The 16831-nt window shown below is 63.5% G+C and carries 16 protein-coding genes; 11 read left to right on the forward strand and 5 right to left on the reverse strand.

The annotated features are described in order from the left end of the window. The 5 genes from Q7V46_RS16785 to Q7V46_RS16805 form a co-directional block, all read left to right on the forward strand. Nucleotides 1-364, forward strand: a 364-nt coding sequence (locus Q7V46_RS16785) for a cache domain-containing protein (protein ID WP_304914711.1), incomplete at its 5' end; no start/stop codon positions are given. A 413-nt stretch (nt 365-777) separates the two neighbouring features. Then, nucleotides 778-2232 (forward strand): mechanosensitive ion channel, encoded by a 1455-nt coding sequence (locus Q7V46_RS16790; protein WP_304914853.1) that lies wholly within the window; start codon nt 778-780, stop codon nt 2230-2232. A 70-nt stretch (nt 2233-2302) separates the two neighbouring features. Beyond that, nucleotides 2303-2728 (forward strand): PaaI family thioesterase, encoded by a 426-nt coding sequence (locus tag Q7V46_RS16795; protein WP_304914712.1) that lies wholly within the window; start codon nt 2303-2305, stop codon nt 2726-2728. Between the two features lie 66 nt (nt 2729-2794). Beyond that, complete coding sequence (locus tag Q7V46_RS16800; RefSeq protein ID WP_304914713.1) at nt 2795-2938, forward strand: hypothetical protein; 144 nt, start codon at nt 2795-2797, stop codon at nt 2936-2938. 353 nt (nt 2939-3291) lie between these two features. Continuing rightward, a complete protein-coding gene (locus Q7V46_RS16805) occupies nt 3292-5160 on the forward strand; it encodes a phosphoenolpyruvate carboxykinase (GTP) (RefSeq protein WP_304914714.1) in 1869 nt (622 codons plus the stop codon). Nucleotides 5161-5315: 155 nt separating this feature from the next. Here Q7V46_RS16805 and Q7V46_RS16810 read toward each other — a convergent pair whose 3' ends face one another. Then, nucleotides 5316-5903: a hypothetical protein gene (locus Q7V46_RS16810; RefSeq protein WP_304914715.1), complete on the reverse strand. Its 588-nt coding sequence runs from the start codon at nt 5901-5903 to the stop codon at nt 5316-5318. Between the two features lie 99 nt (nt 5904-6002). Here Q7V46_RS16810 and Q7V46_RS16815 point away from each other — a divergent pair, with 99 nt between their 5' ends. From Q7V46_RS16815 to Q7V46_RS16825, 3 genes are read left to right on the forward strand one after another with little or no spacing between them, the layout of a single operon-like run. Further along, the gene (locus tag Q7V46_RS16815; protein WP_370690374.1) at nt 6003-6995 is read left to right on the forward strand and encodes a LysR family transcriptional regulator; all 993 of its coding nucleotides are present in this window, start codon (nt 6003-6005) and stop codon (nt 6993-6995) included. 4 nt (nt 6996-6999) lie between these two features. After that, nucleotides 7000-7989, forward strand: a complete 990-nt coding sequence (locus Q7V46_RS16820; RefSeq protein ID WP_304914716.1) for a metallophosphoesterase — start codon at nt 7000-7002, stop codon at nt 7987-7989. After that, complete coding sequence (locus Q7V46_RS16825) at nt 7986-8408, forward strand: universal stress protein (RefSeq protein WP_304914717.1); 423 nt, start codon at nt 7986-7988, stop codon at nt 8406-8408. Before Q7V46_RS16820 ends, Q7V46_RS16825 begins: the two co-directional genes overlap by 4 nt. A gap of 202 nt (nt 8409-8610) precedes the next feature. On the opposite strand, the gene Q7V46_RS16830 is transcribed toward Q7V46_RS16825, so the two are convergent. Next, nucleotides 8611-9249: a TetR/AcrR family transcriptional regulator gene (locus Q7V46_RS16830; protein WP_304914718.1), complete on the reverse strand. Its 639-nt coding sequence runs from the start codon at nt 9247-9249 to the stop codon at nt 8611-8613. Between the two features lie 239 nt (nt 9250-9488). On the opposite strand from Q7V46_RS16830, the gene Q7V46_RS16835 reads away from it, so the two are divergent. Beyond that, a complete protein-coding gene (locus Q7V46_RS16835) occupies nt 9489-9944 on the forward strand; it encodes a fasciclin domain-containing protein (protein WP_304914719.1) in 456 nt (151 codons plus the stop codon). A 43-nt stretch (nt 9945-9987) separates the two neighbouring features. Here the strand turns inward: Q7V46_RS16835 and Q7V46_RS16840 are convergent, their stop codons facing one another. Then, the gene (locus Q7V46_RS16840) at nt 9988-10905 is read right to left on the reverse strand and encodes a LysR family transcriptional regulator ArgP (protein ID WP_304914720.1); all 918 of its coding nucleotides are present in this window, start codon (nt 10903-10905) and stop codon (nt 9988-9990) included. 199 nt (nt 10906-11104) lie between these two features. Here Q7V46_RS16840 and Q7V46_RS16845 point away from each other — a divergent pair, with 199 nt between their 5' ends. Beyond that, a complete protein-coding gene (locus tag Q7V46_RS16845; protein ID WP_304914721.1) occupies nt 11105-12463 on the forward strand; it encodes a D-amino acid dehydrogenase in 1359 nt (452 codons plus the stop codon). A gap of 121 nt (nt 12464-12584) precedes the next feature. Beyond that, nucleotides 12585-14147 carry a sodium:alanine symporter family protein gene (locus Q7V46_RS16850; protein ID WP_304914722.1) on the forward strand — a complete coding sequence of 521 codons (1563 nt, stop codon included), beginning with the start codon at nt 12585-12587 and terminating at the stop codon, nt 14145-14147. A 159-nt stretch (nt 14148-14306) separates the two neighbouring features. Here the strand turns inward: Q7V46_RS16850 and Q7V46_RS16855 are convergent, their stop codons facing one another. Further along, nucleotides 14307-15239, reverse strand: coding sequence for a M14 family zinc carboxypeptidase (locus tag Q7V46_RS16855; RefSeq protein WP_304914723.1), 933 nt, complete (start codon nt 15237-15239; stop codon nt 14307-14309). A gap of 322 nt (nt 15240-15561) precedes the next feature. Next, a complete protein-coding gene (locus Q7V46_RS16860) occupies nt 15562-16821 on the reverse strand; it encodes an acyl-CoA dehydrogenase family protein (RefSeq protein ID WP_370690376.1) in 1260 nt (419 codons plus the stop codon). Nucleotides 16822-16831: the final 10 nt, after the last annotated feature.

Here is a 16831-nt window from a genome sequence, read left to right on the forward strand (position 1 = left end):
GGCGATCGAGCACCGCAACCGGAGCGCTCGAGATGCTTTTGTACGTGAACTGACCGAGCCAGCCAAGGGCTTTCATGACCGCGACATGTACGTTTTTGCGCTTGACCGGCAGGGCGTCTACCGGGCGTTCGGTGGCAAGCCCGAGAAGGTGGGCAGTCGGGTGCAGGACATCGCGGGCGTGGACGGTCAGGCTTTGCTGGAGAACAGTGTGGCGCAAGCGGAAGTGGAGCCAGGCTGGGTGGAGTATGACATTGCCAATCCGGTCACCGGGGCCATTCAGGGCAAGATGTCTTACGTGGTCAAGGTTGACGAGCTCTACGTGGGTTGCGGGGTTTACAAGACTGTGGCTGCACGCACGGGATAAAGACTCCACCCCCGCGCCGCGCTTCGCGCGTCACCCCCTCAAGGGGGCGATACCAGTCGTCCGGCAAAGCCGGCCCGACGGCATCTCTGGAATGAGGCACTTCACTAAGGAGGCATTGGAAACACCCCCGCAACGCTTCGCGTTACCGCCCCAAGGGAGCAATGCCAGTGGCCCGGCAAAGCCGGTTCCACGGCATCTCTGGACTGATTCACCTTCGCTCTCGAAGTGCTGCCTGGCGAACTTGGCTGCACGCGCTCTTTTTTGAATCTGCATCGATCGAACATCATCCCTCCGGTTTCGGTGACCTTCGGGCCGCGATCGGCGTTGAACATGCCGCCTCACCGGTTGACGGACGGTACCTCGGTCTGCATGATGCAGCGCATCGGCAACCAACTGAGGAGAAGAACGTGAACATGAATGCCATGTGGGACTCGCTTCAAAACACATTGGGCAGCCACATTCCCCAGCTGCTGGGAGCCTTGGCCATTCTGGTGATTGGCTGGCTGATTGCGGTGGGCGTGCGAGCGGCCACACGCAAGAGCCTGGGTTTCGTGGGCGTGAACCACCGCTTTGGCAAGCTCACCGGCGCATCGGTGGACATTGAAGGTGCGGTGGCGCTGGGCCTGTTCTGGGTGGTGATCCTGCTGGCGCTGGCGGCGGTCTTCAACTCGCTGAACCTGGCGCAGGTGTCTGGTCCGTTCGCTGCGCTGACCACGCAACTCTTTGAATACGCTCCCCGACTGATCGGCGGACTCATATTGGCATTGGTGGCCTGGCTGGTGGCCAGTGTGGTGCGAGGGGTCACGCAACGCTTGCTCGACAAGACGACGCTGGATGAAAAGCTCAGCGAACACGCCGACATGTCGCCCATGAGCGAGGGCCTGGCCAGTGCGCTGTTCTGGCTGGTCATTCTGCTGTTCGTGCCGGCGGTGCTGGGCGCTCTGGACATGCAAGGCCTGCTTGATCCCCTGCGCGCCATGGTGGGCAAAACGCTGGACATGCTGCCCAACGCAGTGGCCGCCGTCATCATCGGCGGCGTGGGCTGGATCGTGGCCACCGTGCTGCGCAACCTCACAGCCAACCTGACACGCACAGCCGGCATCGACCAGCTTGGGGGCAAGGCGGGGCTGAACGACTCGGTCAAGCTCTCCAGCGTTGTGGGCACGCTGGTTTTTGTGGTGGTCTTTGTGCCCTCTCTGATTGCCGCACTCGATGCATTGAGAATCGAAGCCATCTCCCTGCCCGCCACCCGCATGCTCGCCATGCTGCTCGAGGCGGTGCCTCACATCATTGCGGCGGCACTGATTCTGGTCATCACCTGGATGGTGGCCTCATTCGCCAGCAAGTTGCTCGCAGGCCTGCTGGCGGCGCTGGGCTTTGACACGCTGCCACAACGCGTGGGCATGGCCCATGCTTTTGAGACCACCAGCCCCTCCACCTTCGTGGGCCGTGTGGTGCTGTTTTTTGCGATGCTGTTCGCCACCGTGGAAGCAGCAGGGCAGCTCGGGTTCACCCAGGTCAGCGACATCGTCGCCAATTTCATCGAGTTTGGTGGCCATGTGCTGCTGGGTTCGGCCATCCTGGTGATTGGCTTCTGGCTCGCCAATGTGGCCTACGACGCCATTGACCGCGCCAGCGGTGCCAACACCAAGGGCCTCGCCCGCATTGCGCGGTTTGCCATCCTGGCGCTGGTGATTGCGATGGGTCTGCGCGCCATGGGCATTGCCGACGACATCGTGAACCTGGCCTTTGGCCTCACGCTGGGTGCGGTGGCGGTGGCGGTGGCGCTGTCGTTCGGGCTGGGCGGGCGCGAGGCGGCCGGCAAGCTGATGGATCATTGGCTTTCCAAGCTCCGTCGCGACAATTGAAGCTCGGCGCCTGAGGGCCTTGCACCACCGATCGGCCACTGGCTGATTCACAACCTGACCTTCCGAGACCATGACATCCCTGCACCCCAGCGTGACCCATGAAATGTTGCAACAAGCCCTGACGGACTGGTTCGCGCCCTGGGTGCGATCACTGGGGCTGCAGGTGGTGTCGTTCGACGATGGCGAAGCGACCCTGCGCCTTCCACACAGCGATCAGCTCAGCCGGATCGGCGGCACGGTGTGCGGTCAGGCCCTCATGTCGGCGGCGGACACGGCCATGGTCCTGGCCATCGTCACGCGGCTGGGCAATCAGCGACCCATGACCACCGTGCAGATCAACACCAGCTTCCTGAAGCCCTTGTCCGGCCAGAATGCCCTGGTCACCGCAAGGCTGATCCGCGCGGGGCGCACTCTCGCTTTCGGTGAGATCGACATCTGCAGCGAGACGGATGGGCAGAGCGTCTGCCGGGCCAGCACCACCTACGCGCTGCTCTGAAAAGCCAGCGGCCAGGCTTCTCCCGTAAAATCTCGCCAGTTTTTGTTTCACAGATCCGGAGAAGCCATGTCCAAGCCAGACCACGCAACCCCTCACGACCAGCCCCAGGACGTGGTGGAGTCCATCGTTCCCCTGATGCCGATCGTGCTGCCAGTGGCTGGCGCCGTACTGATGTTTCTGCTGGCCTTTATCGCTATCTTCATGGCCTGAAGCCCCTCACAGAACCAAGAGCCGAAAGCCTTCGCGGGTTTTCGGCTTTTTTGTCTCCTGATTGCGCGAAAACCGTTAAAAGCATTACGTTATGCAGGTTTTGCATGTAACTTGCCGGTAACTGACCGGCCGCTTTCATAAAATCCAGGTAACTGGCCGACACGCGGACCAAAACCCGGGACCACCAACCCGCTTTTTGCCATCTTGCTGCACCGCAAACCGCACCGCAGCCCCAAGCGCCGACCGTCCTTTTCGCACAAGGGACACCATTGCAGCCGTCTCGGGCCCCAGGGCCGCAGACGGCTGCTGGCGTCGCTCGTGCACACCGGTTTACAAACTCTGGAGCTTCCTCGATGAATTCACCCGTGATGCAGGGCCTCGACCTCAACACCCCCCCCTATGTGAAGAACGCGCGCCTGATCGCCTGGGTGGCTGACATGGCCGCCCTGTGCCAGCCTGCGCGTATCCATTGGTGCGACGGCAGCGAGGCCGAATACGACGCGTTTTGCCAGCAGCTGGTGGACGCAGGCACCTTCCGCAAACTCAATGAAGCCAAGCGACCCAACAGCTACCTGGCGTGCTCGGATCCATCCGACGTGGCGCGCGTGGAAGATCGCACCTTCATCTGCTCCGAAAAGCAGGAAGACGCCGGCCCGACCAACAACTGGGTGGCCCCCGCCGACATGCGGGCTACCCTGCGCCCGCTGTTCGAAGGCTGCATGCGCGGCCGCACCATGTACGTGGTGCCGTTCAGCATGGGACCTCTGGGCTCGCACATCGCCCACATTGGCGTCGAGCTGACCGACAGCGCCTACGTGGCAGTGAACCAGCGCCTCATGACCCGCATGGGCAAGGCGGTGTACGACGTGCTCGGCACCGATGGCACTTTCGTGCCCTGCATGCACACCGTGGGCGCCCCCCTGGCTGAAGGGGAAACCGACCAGACTTCGTGGCCGTGCAATCCCACCACCAAGTACATCGTCCACTACCCTGAAACACAGGAAATCTGGAGCTACGGCTCCGGCTACGGCGGCAACGCGCTGCTGGGCAAGAAGTGTCTTGCGCTGCGCATTGCATCCACCATGGGTCGCACGCAGGGGTGGCTGGCCGAGCACATGCTCATCCTGGGCGTGACCAACCCGCAAGGCCGCAAGTACCACGTGGCAGCGGCCTTCCCCAGTGCCTGCGGCAAGACCAATTTTTCGATGCTGGTACCCCCTGCCGCATTTGACGGCTGGAAGGTCACCACCATTGGCGACGACATCGCGTGGATCAAACCGCACGACGACGGCAGGCTGTATGCCATCAACCCCGAGGCGGGCTATTTCGGCGTGGCTCCCGGCACCAACACCCTGTCCAACCCCAACTGCATGGCCAGCCTGGACCGCGACGTGATCTTCACCAACGTGGCACTGACCGATGACGGCGACGTGTGGTGGGAAGGCATGGAGCAGGACACGGGCAAGGTGCCCGCGCACCTGATCGACTGGCAGGGCAAGGACTGGACGCCCGAAATCGCAAGGCAGACCGGCGCCAAGGCCGCGCACCCGAACGCCCGCTTCACTGTGGCCGCGACCAACAACCCGGCACTGGACAGCGCCTGGGACGATCCTGCTGGCGTGCCCATCGATGCCTTCATCTTCGGTGGCCGCCGCTCCACAACGGTGCCGCTGGTGACCGAGGCGCGCACCTGGAAAGAAGGTGTCTACATGGCCGCCACCATGGGTTCGGAAACCACGGCCGCCGCGTTTGGTGCCCAGGGAGTGGTGCGCCGCGATCCGTTCGCGATGCTGCCCTTCTGCGGATACAACATGAGTGACTACTTCCAGCACTGGCTGGACATGGAGCAAACCCTGCTGTCCAAAGGTGCGGCTCTGCCGAAGATCTTCTGCGTCAACTGGTTCCGCAAGAACGAGGCCGGCAAGTTCGTCTGGCCGGGCTTTGGCGAGAACATGCGCGTGCTCAAGTGGATGATCGACCGCATCGAGGGGCAGACCCCCGGCCAGGAAACCATGTTCGGTGTCGCCCCGGACTACAGCGAGATCAACTGGAGCGGACTGGGATTCACGCCCGAGCAGTTCGAAACCGTGACCCACATCGACAGGAGCGCCTGGCTTGAAGAATTCAAGCTGCACGACGCCCTGTTCGAACAACTGGCCCACCGCCTGCCAGCGGCGCTGCTCACCACCCGGGCGGACCTGGAAAAGCGGCTCGCAGCCTGAAGCATTCCCGTCAACTGGGCCTGGACACAGCCGCCTGCGCCTGAGCGCACGCGGCGTGCAAATTCAGAGCCATCGACAAACCCCGCAAGACAACAAAAAAGCCACCGGAACCCGGTGGCTTTTTTGTTGGGACCTGAGCGGCCGTAGGGTTGCTATCAGATGTAGTACAGGTGGATGTTGCGGCTGCGTTGCTCGGTCAGGCGCTCAATGAAACCATTCCAGCCGGTGCGCCCCGCGGTGGCCGGCGCGGCCATTTCGGTGCTCATGCCCAGCGGGGCCAGGGCTTCGCTGAAATCGCAAGCGGCGGTGCGGGATGCCACAGACTCGTTGCTTTCGGCGCGTTCACGCACCACGGCTTGCTGCAGTTCGTGCATCAGACGGGGGTCGCTCTGGGCAATGCTCCAGAGACGGGCGTCTGCGCGGGCCTGGGCAATGGTCTGCGACCAGCCGTCGAGGGACCGTACGGTGCGCAAGGCGACGGAGCGGGCGGTGCCGGCAAACAGCGCCATACCGGCAAACACCACCACCCAGAGCGCCACCCAGGCGAGGAACAGATGACCATCGGCCCAGATGTTGATGAGCCGGTCTGCCAGCACCACCATGGCGGCCACCACGGCGGCCAGCAGCATCGCGGCCAGACCGCGAGCGTTTTCGGTCTGTCTTGTGCTGGCTGCAGCGGTGACAGACGCTTTGGCACGCAAGGGACGAAGGGTCAGGACAGGGTTGGGGGCAGTGGTGCTCATGGCGGTTCCTTGAAATCAAATGTCTTTTGGACAGCGCAATACTAGGGTTAACCCTGAATGTTTGCCAATTTATCTTTGTGATGACTTATATTCACAAGGGTGATTAATGAACGCAGCTTCCGTACACTTGACCTGAACCTGCTTCGGGTGTTTGACGAGGTCATGGCCGAACGCAACCTCACGCGGGCGGCGCACAACCTCTCCATGACGCAGCCGGCGGTCAGCAACGCCTTGCGCCGCCTGCGGGAAGCACTGGGCGACGATCTGGTTAGGCGCTCGGGCTACGGGGTCGAGCCGACACCGACGGCACTGTCGCTGTGGCCCACGGTTCGGGATGCGTTGCACCAGTTGCGCGTGTCGCTGGCGCCGGGCGAATTCGACCCTCGGACCGCATCCAACGCCTTCGTGCTGGCCATGGCCGATGCCACCGCTGCCAAGATCGTGCCCGGTCTGGTGGACATTCTGGAGAATGAGGCACCGGGCGTGAGCCTGCGGATATTGCCCCTGACCACCCGTGATCCGCGGGAACTGCTGGAGTCGGGCGCAGCCGATCTGGTCATCGGACACTTCCCGGGGGTGCTGGCAGAACTGGGCGCCCTGCATCTGAAGGAGAGCACACCCCGCTTCGTTCATCAGCGGCTATACGACGGGGAATACGTGGTGGTGATGCGGCGCGGTCACCCCTTGGCCCAGGGGCCGCTCACGCTGGACGCCTACTGCGCCGCGCGCCATCTTCTGGTGAGCTTTTCAGGTCGTCCTTTTGGGTTTGTGGACGAGGCGCTGGCAGGATTGTCTCGGCAGCGCCGCGTGGTGCTCACAGTCAATCAGTTTTTCACAGCGGGGCGTGTGGTGGCCAATACCGATCTGCTCACGGTCTTGCCTCGGCATTTTGTGGGCGCGACCGGCATGGAGGACGAGCTGGCGCTCTGCGAACTGCCCCTGCCGGTGCCGCCCGTGCATGTCGACAGTCTCTGGCACCGGCAGGCCGAACACCAGAGTGCGCACCGGTGGCTGCGGCTGGCGGTGGAGATGGCATCGGCACGGGGGTTTGCCATTGCGTCGGCACTGGCCGAGCGCCCTGCCACACAATGAACACATGAAACTGCAACTGCTGAGCGACCTCCACCTCGAAGCCAACCGCGAGTTCCAGGCCGAACCGGCCGCAGGCGCGAATCTGCTGGTGCTGGCGGGCGACATTGGCTCCTACCAGGCGCGGCACGATGGAAGCGTCATGGACGAACCTGACTGGGGCTTGCAGCGTTTCTCGCCCCTGCCCCGGTACGCGGGCTGGCCGGTGCCGGTGCTTTTTGTGCCCGGCAATCATGAGTACGACGCACTTGATGTCGATGAAGCACATACCCAGTTGCGGCAGACCTGCGACCGGCTGGGCATAACCTGGCTGGAACGCGAAACGCTTGAGATCGAAGGCGTGCGCTGGATCGGTACCACCCTGTGGAGCGACTTCGACGCGCTGGGCGACCTCAACCTGCAAAGACCCCCTGCTGATGGCTCGCGGGCCAATTCCGGGGGAAAGGCCATGCGCCGCACCAGCGATCCGCTCACCCACCGTCATCAACAACGGGAAAAGGCCTTTCGAGCGGCCAATTTCTACCTGTCCAAAGTGGCCAGCCACCGCCATGGGCGCCTGTTTGACGCCGAAGCCATGCGCGCCCTGGGGCTGGAATGCCAGGACTGGTTGCACGCGGCCCTGCAGCGCCCGTTTGAAGGTCCCACGGTGGTGGTGACCCACTTTGCGCCCACGTTGCACAGCGCAGATCCCCGGTATGGTTTGCGCCCCGGAACAGCGGGATTCTGCAATGGGCTCGACGATTGGCTGTCCCTGGCCGATCTGTGGCTGCACGGCCACCTGCATTGCCCGCAAGACAGGCAGGTGGGGCGCTGCCGCATCGTGGCCAACCCGCTGGGCTATGCCGACAAGGATGAGCAGAAGGGGTTCCAGATGCAGCAGCTCATCGAGGTTCCCCGTATCAGGCGCACCGGCACGGACTTTGCGCCAGCGCAAAGCGCCGGCGCACCAGCCCCCTACACTGGCAGCCATTCCACCTGTTCAGGAGACACACCATGAAGATCTTGCTCGCCGTAGACGGCAGTGGTTTCACCAAAAAGATGCTGGCCTACCTGGCTACGCACGATGAGTGGCTGGGCGCGACCCACAGCTACACCCTGGTCACCGTGCAGACCCCTCTGCCGCCTCGCGCAAGGGCCGCTGTCGGAGCCGAGATCGCCAACGGCTTCTATGCCGACGAGGCCGAAAAGGTCTCTGCCCCGGTGGTCAAGTTTCTCAAACGCCACGGGATCAATGTCGAGGTGGTGCACAAGGTCGGATCGCCCGGCGAAATGATTGCCAAGATCGCCAATGCGGGCAAATTCGACCTGTTGATGATGGGCTCCCACGGCCACGGTGCCTTCGGCAACCTCGTCATGGGTTCGGTGGCGACCAAGGTGCTGGCCCAGTGCAAGGTGCCGGTTCTGCTGGTGAGATAGGCCTCCTGCGCCGCCTGGAGGCCTCCCGCCGAAGTGAGGACGAACCCTTGGACCTGTGGAGTCGGTTCTTGCAATTCCCCGGATGGGAAGCGGCCTGCCTGCTGAGCATCCGGCGTGCCATCGCGCTGCCAGCCGCAACTTTCATCGCACGAGGCGGTTGAAACGCCTCTGGTTGCCGTTGGCTGAAGCCCTCGAGAACGCGCTACCTGGCTTTCAGACCATCAAAACAAGTGGACAGCACCATCTCGATGATCTGTTCGTTGCTGTACTGGCCTGAACCCTTCAGGAAGCCCAGCACAGGGTCGCACGCCCTGGCGTAAAGGGTGTAGAGCACCGCAATCGGTGGCAGTGCAGCGTTGAGGCCGCCACTGGCCTGTGCTGCGGTGATCCAGGCCCCAAGCCGATCGCTCACATCCATCAGCCCGTCCACATAAGCCTTGTTGGTGGTCAGCGCAGCGCGCAGGCTGGAATTTTCGCTGGGCAGCGATGGCATCTCGCCGGCCAGTTGAACCTCCATCGTCCATCGCGCAACCTCGCGCAACAGATCCAGCGGCGCGCGTTTGGTGTCCAGCCCGTCCAGGAATGCCTGTGCGCGCTGCATCACCCGCACCATGGCCGCGGCAGCGAGGTCTTCCTTGCTGGGGAAGTGTTTGTAGAGACTGGCCTTGGCAATGCCGACCTCGGCCGCCACCTCGTCCACGGTCATGGACTCGAAGCCCTTTTCGGCCAGCAGGCGGTTCACCGCAGACACGATGGCGTCTTCCCTGGCCAGGTGCATCTGTTGGCGGAAGCTGCGTTTGGGGGCGGATTCGGAAGGGGACTTGAGGACGGCACTGACCATGACGGACCTTTATGAATTGCAAGGATTGTGCCCGAAATCGACGGCCAGGTCGATAACCCCACCGATAGGTTATGTTACAGACTATTCGGTATCTTTTCATACTTGATGAACTACATTTCAACTCACCAGATGAATTGATTGAGCGAGCTTGCACACAAACAAGCGCCACTGCGTCTGGACCCTGACTCATCCGATCACGCGTTTCCCTGATTCTTCAACCCTGTCTCAAAGGACTTCCCATGAAAAAGACCCTCATTGCTTCCCTGATCGCTTTTGGTGCCCTGTCGGCAGCGCACGCCAAGGACATCGTCGACACCGCTGTGGCAGCGGGCTCGTTCAAGACGCTGGTGGCCGCCGTTCAGGCCGCCGGCCTAGTGGACACGCTCAAGGGCCCAGGCCCGTTCACCGTGTTCGCACCCACCGATGAAGCCTTCGCCAAGATCCCCAAGGCCGATCTGGACGCCTTGCTGGCCAACAAGGACAAGCTGACCGCCGTGCTGACCTACCACGTGGTGCCTGGGAAGGTGATGGCCGCCGACGTGAAAGCCGGACAGGTCAAGACGGTTCAGGGTTCCGAGCTGACCGTGAGCACGATGGGTGGTGTCAAAGTCGACGCGGCCAACGTGGTGGCGACCGACGTGGCGGCCAGCAATGGCGTGATCCACGTCATCGACAGCGTGATCATGCCGAAGTAAACACCGATCCTTGCACAACGAAGCCCCGCACAGCGGGGCTTTTTCATGCGGGCTGGCGCAGGCTCTGGACCGCGGCGGTGCGCAGCGCTGTGCTCAGTTCATCCAGCACGTCGGAATGCAGGTTCCAGCAGTGCCAGTGCAATGCCACGCCCAATGCTCGCTTGGGAGCCACATTGACCAGCTCACCGCTTTCGATCAGTCCTCGCACCGCCAATTCGGGCAGCACGCTCACACCCCATCCCGCCCGAACGGCCCGGATCTGCCCTTCGGACGAGGGCACGAAAAGCTGCTTGAGCACCACCCGCGCCAGTCCGAACGCCCGGGTCACAAACTCGTTCTGGAGGTGGTCCTTGCGGTTGAACGCCACAAAAGGAAAACGGTGGAAGTTGTGGGCGCTCAGGCCGTTGGGCAGGTGCTCGGCCGCAAACCCGGCATTGGCCACGGCAACGTAGTCCATGATGCCCAGCGCGTCCATGCGGCAACCTCGCAAGGCCTGGGCCAGCGTGGTCACACAGCCCAGCACCTGGCCTTCGCGCAGCCACTCGTGCGTGACTTCCTGGTCATCGGTGATGATTTCGATCGGCAAGCCTTCCACCGCCAGGCGGTTGAGAGCGGGCAAGGCCCAGGTGGCGATGCTGTCGGCGTTGATGGCCACAGAAATGCGCTCTTCCTCGCGCCCCCGCCCCGTTGAACTGGGGGCGAGCTCTTTCAGGTCTTTCTCCAGATCGGCCCGCAGCAACCGCATCATCTTGGCGTGCTTGAGCATGAGCTGCCCTGCCGGTGTGGGCTTGAGCGGTCGGCTGCGCACGATCAGCACAGTACCGACCTGCGCCTCCAGCGCCCTCAGGCGCTGCGACACCGCCGACTGGGTGATGGACAGCCGCTGTGCGGCTCGCTCGAAACCGCCCTCCTCGATGATGGCGGCCAGGCATTCGAGGGCATCGGGATCGTAGGTGCTCATGGCGGTTTGGGCAGGGGTCGCTGCGCAAGCGGGCAATCTCACGGCCCGGTATTGGTGACCCCAGGCGACAGCGGTTGCCCTCTCATTTATTAGTGAATCTGATGCCGGGCATTTTAGTTTAATTTCGCTTCACCAAAGAACGCGTTATTTGCATACTCCTGCAGCAGGTATTCCCCCTTCTTTGTTTCAGGAGTTTGTCATGCAGGTCGTCGTTCTGGGCGCAGGCATCATCGGAATCAGCACCGCGTGGCACCTGCTGCAAAGGGGTCACCATGTCACGGTGGTGGATCGTCAGCCCGACGCGGCGCTGGAAACCAGCTTTGCCAATGCGGCGCAAATTTCGGTGAGCTACTGCGAGCCGTGGGCCAACCGCGAAACGCCATTGAAGGCGCTGAAGTGGATGTTTTCTGCCACTTCGCCACTGTTGTTCCGGCCGCAGATCGACCCGGCCCAATGGCGCTGGGGCCTGCAGTTCCTGGGTCAGTGCAACGACGCGGCCTTCGAACGCAACGTGGCACAACTGGTGGCGCTGGGTTCCTACAGTCACGAGGCACTGAAAGCCATCGTGGCTGAAACCGGCATGCAATACCACCGGCTGGAACGCGGCATTGCCCACTACTACACCGACCAGAAGTCGTTCGACGGCGCCGCTGGTGCAGCGGCCGTGATGCAGAAATTCGGCGTGAAACGCCGGGTGATCAACCGCGAGGAACTGCTGAAAATCGAACCGGCACTGAGCGCCTTTGCCGAGCGCATCGTGGGCGGCACCTACACGCCGTCGGATGAATCTGGAGACGCGCGGGTGTTCACCCAGCATCTGGCCACGCTGTGTGCCGAACGGGGTGCACAGATGCTCTACAGCCACGACATCGAGCGCATTGAAGTGGCTGCCGGCGCCGCGCAGCAGGTGCGCGTGCGCGACCGCGCCAGCGGCCTGGCCCGCGTGCTCAAGGCCGACGCCTACGTGGTGGCCTGCGGATCGTACTCTGCGCCGCTGCTGAAGCAGGTGGGCGTGCACGTGCCGATCTATCCCGGCAAAGGCTACAGTGCCACCTTGCCGCTGCTTCGGCCCGATCGCGCGCCGCAGGTCAGCATGATCGACGACCAGCTCAAGATCGCCATGTCGCGCCTGGGCAACGAGTTGCGGGTGGCTGGCACGATCGAGCTGGGCGGGTTCGATCTTTCGCTGGACACGCCGCTGGCGAGAAAGCGCTGCCAGATGCTGGTGCGGCGCATTGAAGAAGTGTTCCCCGGCGTGGCCGACACCCGCACGCCCGAAGAAGGCGGCGACCCGCAATTCTGGACCGGCCTGCGACCCGCGACGCCCACCAACATCCCCTTGATCGGGCGCACGAAGCTGGGCAAACTGTGGGTCAATGCGGGGCATGGCACCTTGGGCTGGACCCATGGCGCGGGCTCGGGCAAGGCGCTGGCCGAGCTCATCTGTGGCGAACAGCCCGCCATGAATTTCCGCTTCCATGGCATGAATGCAACCAGCCAAACACGTATCCCCGCGCCAGGGGTGCTGAACACCGAATCGCCCGCCCGTCCCGCTTGATTCACGCAGGAAGGCCGGTCTTCGCAACATGCGAGGACCGGCCTTTTTGCAACTGCAGCATCCGAAGACTGCAACAAAAGGCGCACCAGACGCCTCTTTTCCACCACCCCAAGGAGACAACATGACCAGCACCCCACTTGACCGGCGCCGATGTGCGCTGCTGCTCGCGGCCCCCGTGCTGTTGGCCCACGCCAGCGCCCAGGCACAGGCGTCCGCCCCCACGATGGACGAGCGCATCAGCTCGGCCGTACAGCCCTATTCGGATGCCGTGGCAGGCGCCATCTTCTATTCGGTACCGGTCGCCGGCACGGACTTCCCGCTGATCGTGGGCTGGCTCATCCTGGCGGCACTGATCTTCACTTTCTATTTCCGTTTCATCCAGATCCGTGGCTTCATGCACGCGATCCAGGTGGTGCGCGGTCGCTACTCCGACCCGAAGATGCAAGGCGAGGTCACACCATTCCAGGCACTCACCACGGCCGTCTCTGGCACCGTGGGTCTGGGCAACATCGCTGGCGTGGCGGTGGCGGTGGGCATTGGCGGTGCCGGTGCCACCTTCTGGATGATCCTGGCCGGCCTGCTGGGCATGGCCTCCAAATTCACCGAAGTCACGCTGGGCGTGAAGTACCGTGATGTGAAGCAGCCCGACGGCATCGTGGCCGGCGGGCCCATGCGCTACCTTTCCAAGGGCATGGCCGAACTGGGTCATCCGGGGCTGGGCAAAGTGCTGGCGGTGTTTTTCGCCGTGTGTTGCGTGGGCGGTGCCATTGGCGGCGGCAACATGTTTCAGGCCAACCAGAGCTTCCAGCAGGTGGTGGGTGTGACCGGAGGCGAGACCAGCATCCTGGCGGGACAGGGCTGGATCTTCGGCCTGATCATGGCGGTGCTGGTGGGTCTGGTGATCATTGGCGGGATTCGCTCGATCGCCAAGGTCACCGAAAAGGTGGTGCCCTTCATGGCCCTGCTGTATCTGACGGCCGGCATGATCGTGCTGATCATCAACGCCGACCAGATCCTCTGGGCCTTCGGTCAGATCATCGGTGGTGCCTTCTCTGCGGAGGGTGTTGCCGGGGGCGTGGTGGGTGCCCTGATTCAGGGCTTCAAGCGTGCGGCGTTCTCCAACGAAGCCGGCATCGGTTCGGCGGCCATCGCCCACTCGGCGGTGCAGACCGACCAGCCGGTGTCGCAAGGTTTTGCCGCCCTGCTGGAGCCCTTCATCGACACCGTGGTGATCTGCACCATGACCGCACTGGTGATCGTGATCACCGGCCACGTGAACGCTGGCGGTGTGACGGCGCTGGCGGGAGATGCGCGCGGCGTGGGGCTCACCTCGGCAGCGTTCGGTAGCGCCATATCGTGGTTTCCGTATGTGCTGGCACTGGCGGTGGTGCTGTTCGCCTTCTCCACCATGATCACCTGGTCCTACTACGGCCTGCAGGCGTGGACCTATCTGCTGGGAGACAGCTTCATGTCGGCGCTCACCTTCAAGCTGATGTTTCTGGCGTTTGTGGTGGTCGGTGCCAGCATGGGCCTGGGCCCGGTGATCGATTTTTCAGACTCCATGATCTTCGCCATGGCGCTGGCCAACATCGTCGGGCTCTATTTCATGATGCCCATTGTCAAACGCGAGCTGAACAAATACTGGGCCGGCATCGAGTCAGGCGCGATTCAGGCCATCCGCTGAGCGCTGCTCACAAACCGGGACAAGCCCGCATGGCGCGGGCTTGTTTTCGGGCGCTCATACCGCTTCGCAGCCAGGTCAGGAACAAATCCCACAAACGCTGTCCAGGGCATGGAGCAGCAAAGCAGACCAACGCCGTTGGCGCATGCCCGCCGTAGGGTATCAGCCCTGCTTGCGAGCCTTCACCTGCAGCACCGGTGCCTCTGGTGGATCGGGCTGGATGCGTTCGCTCATCCAGCGCAGCATGTCGAGCCACATCTGTCGGATCTCGGCCTCAAGCGGCGTGCGAAACGCACTCGGCAATTCGATGGTGACCACCGGCATGCCCTGGTGCACGCCGCCGTAGTTGCCCAGGCTGCCGGGAAAGATGCCGACCTGGTCGAGATAGAGCCGGCCAAGCTTCGGGGGTGGCGTGCCCGGGCCGTCGAAGTCGAGCACACCATAGGGCGCGTGGATGCTGACGATGAGGTGCGGCTGGAAACGGGTCATCTCGTCGTGCAGGAAGCGCGACTCCGGCTCGGACAGTGGAGAGGGTCCGGGCCAACGGCGTGGGTCCTTGCGCGTGCGCTGCTCCCAGTAGACCGTCGCGTCGCGCGCCCAGTTGGGGGTGGGGAAGTTCCGGTTCAGGTCCACGCCGTTGGCGTTCATGCGGCGCGCCGGCCGGCGCAGAAGCCCATCGGGATTGAGGGCCGGCAGGAAGCGCCAGTGGGCATTGGCAGGCGTCTCGATCGCGCGCTGAATCCAGTGCAGTGCGAGCGACGCCGACGACAGCTCATCGCCGTGCATGGCCCCAACCACCAGCACCCTTATCTGTGCATCGGGCGCGATCACATCGCGGTGGTACAAGGTACGCCCCTGCACCGAACGCCCGACCGTGGGGCGCAATTCGGCGGCCTTGCACAAGGGCATGCGCACATTGGGCAAATGGAGCACCCAGTCGGCGCAGGGGCTGCTGGTGGCAATGTCGGCCAGCGGATGGCCAGGTCCCCGCACCGGGCGGTCCATCTCTGCCCAGGCGGGTGTCAATATCGCAAACGACAGCAAGCCCGACACCACACAACGGAGCGGAAAGTGAAGTCGGCGCTGTTCAGACATGCGCCGATTCTATTGACCCCGTCTGAGTGAGTGTGCGTGGTCAGTGCTGCCTGGTCGAACAATCCGCGGGGGCTTCGACAGGCTCAGTCCGAAGGGAAGGGTAGGGCTCGGACAGGGCGGGAGAAAACCAAGCCCGTGGTTTCTGTAGAGGAACAAGCGCTGCGCAAGCCGTGCAGGGACAGGCCCCGCCGGCGTGAAGTGCCTCCAGCCCAAAACACCCAAGGAACCGGCTTCGCCGGTCCAAGGGTGTGCCCCCATCTCCGAGGGGGGTGACGCCGAAGGCGGCGCGGGGGAAATTCTGATCCTGCGGCGCGAGGGGAGCTTATTGCTCCCCGGCCTCGTACAGCGTCTCCCGTCCCATGCGGTCAACGATGAGCTCGGCCGTCCACGGCAGCATGAGGGCGCCGCAGCGGCTGTCGCGGTACAGGCGTTCCAGGGGCAGGTGCTTCAACATGCTCTGGCCACCGCAGGTGCGAATGGCCAGGCGGGCGATGTCGTTGGCGCCTTCCATCACACTGTGATGGGCGGCGTACAGGCGCAGCTTCTGGTCTTTCGTGGGATTTGGCCGGGCTTCGGTGATGGCGCGGGTGAACAGACTCTTCATCGACTCCAGCTGGATGCGCATCTGTGCCACCGCGATCTGCTTGGTGGGGTACTGGCGGCGCTGTACCGGGGGCTCGCCTTCGACCTCGCCGCGCAGATACTTCACCGTGAAGTCGTAGGCGGCGTTCGCCAGACCCAGGTAGGTGGGCGCGAGCGTGAAGAACATGGCGGGCCAGGTCTGCGCGCCCTTGAAGTAGATGCCGCGCGGCATGAGCTGTTCGGCGTCGGTGACGAACACATCCTTGAAGGTGAGGTTGCGGCTGACGGTGCCGCGCATGCCCATGGGGTCCCAGTCGCCGCTGATGCTCAGGCCTTCCGCCGTAGCAGGGACGCTGATGTAGAGCGTGTCGCGCGCGTCCGGGTGATCGTCGCCCTTGTCTTCAGTGCACAGGATGCCGTAGTAGTCGGCCGCACCCGAAAGGCTGGCCCAGATCTTCCGGCCGTTGATGAGCCAGCCGCCATCGACCTTCTTCGCGCTGGTGCCGAACGGTGCACGGCCGGCCGCAGCGGCTGTGCCCTCGCTGAAGGGCTGGGCGTACAGCGCGCCGTCGTTGACGATACGGCCAAAGTGCAACTCACGACGTGCGGCATGTTCCGAACGCTGTTCGTCGGTCATGGGAATCCCGTCGGCCAGCACGCCGGTCCACATGGTGCTGCAGATGTGCATGTTCCAGGTGAGCGCGGTGGCGCCGCAGAAGCGGCCGATCTCGGCGGCCACCATCATGTAGGTGGGGTAGTCGGCACCCAGGCCGCCGTGCGCCGTGGGCACGCAGAGCTTGAGGAAACCGGCTTCGCGCAGGTCGTCGTAGTTGGCAAAGGGAAAGCTGGCTTCGCGGTCCCATTGCGCTGCGCGCGCGGCGAAATTGTCACGGCCCAGGCGATGGGCGGTGGAGAGCAGCTCACGCTGCAGCGGCGTGAACGGCATGTCGCCGACGGCTGGGGTGAAGTCCAGCGTGGAAGTGGCGGAGGGCAAAGGCATGTTCATGGTG

Source organism: Hydrogenophaga sp. (assembly GCF_030651625.1).
GTDB lineage: Bacteria > Pseudomonadota > Gammaproteobacteria > Burkholderiales > Burkholderiaceae_C > Hydrogenophaga.

Bases quoted from the DNA above. Each gene is read 5' to 3' on its own strand.
- Q7V46_RS16795 (WP_304914712.1), top strand. From the start codon at position 2,303: ATGACATCCCTGCACCCCAGCGTGACCCATGAAATGTTGCAACAAGCC.
- Q7V46_RS16805 (WP_304914714.1), top strand. From the start codon at position 3,292: ATGAATTCACCCGTGATGCAGGGCCTCGACCTCAACACCCCCCCCTAT.
- Q7V46_RS16825 (WP_304914717.1), top strand. From the start codon at position 7,986: ATGAAGATCTTGCTCGCCGTAGACGGCAGTGGTTTCACCAAAAAGATG.
- Q7V46_RS16850 (WP_304914722.1), top strand. From the start codon at position 12,585: ATGACCAGCACCCCACTTGACCGGCGCCGATGTGCGCTGCTGCTCGCG.
- Q7V46_RS16810 (WP_304914715.1), bottom strand. From the start codon at position 5,903: ATGAGCACCACTGCCCCCAACCCTGTCCTGACCCTTCGTCCCTTGCGT.
- Q7V46_RS16855 (WP_304914723.1), bottom strand. From the start codon at position 15,239: ATGTCTGAACAGCGCCGACTTCACTTTCCGCTCCGTTGTGTGGTGTCG.
- Q7V46_RS16830 (WP_304914718.1), bottom strand. From the start codon at position 9,249: ATGGTCAGTGCCGTCCTCAAGTCCCCTTCCGAATCCGCCCCCAAACGC.
- Q7V46_RS16790 (WP_304914853.1), top strand. From the start codon at position 778: ATGAATGCCATGTGGGACTCGCTTCAAAACACATTGGGCAGCCACATT.
- Q7V46_RS16845 (WP_304914721.1), top strand. From the start codon at position 11,105: ATGCAGGTCGTCGTTCTGGGCGCAGGCATCATCGGAATCAGCACCGCG.
- Q7V46_RS16840 (WP_304914720.1), bottom strand. From the start codon at position 10,905: ATGAGCACCTACGATCCCGATGCCCTCGAATGCCTGGCCGCCATCATC.
- Q7V46_RS16800 (WP_304914713.1), top strand. From the start codon at position 2,795: ATGTCCAAGCCAGACCACGCAACCCCTCACGACCAGCCCCAGGACGTG.
- Q7V46_RS16860 (WP_370690376.1), bottom strand. From the start codon at position 16,821: ATGCCTTTGCCCTCCGCCACTTCCACGCTGGACTTCACCCCAGCCGTC.
- Q7V46_RS16835 (WP_304914719.1), top strand. From the start codon at position 9,489: ATGAAAAAGACCCTCATTGCTTCCCTGATCGCTTTTGGTGCCCTGTCG.
- Q7V46_RS16820 (WP_304914716.1), top strand. From the start codon at position 7,000: ATGAAACTGCAACTGCTGAGCGACCTCCACCTCGAAGCCAACCGCGAG.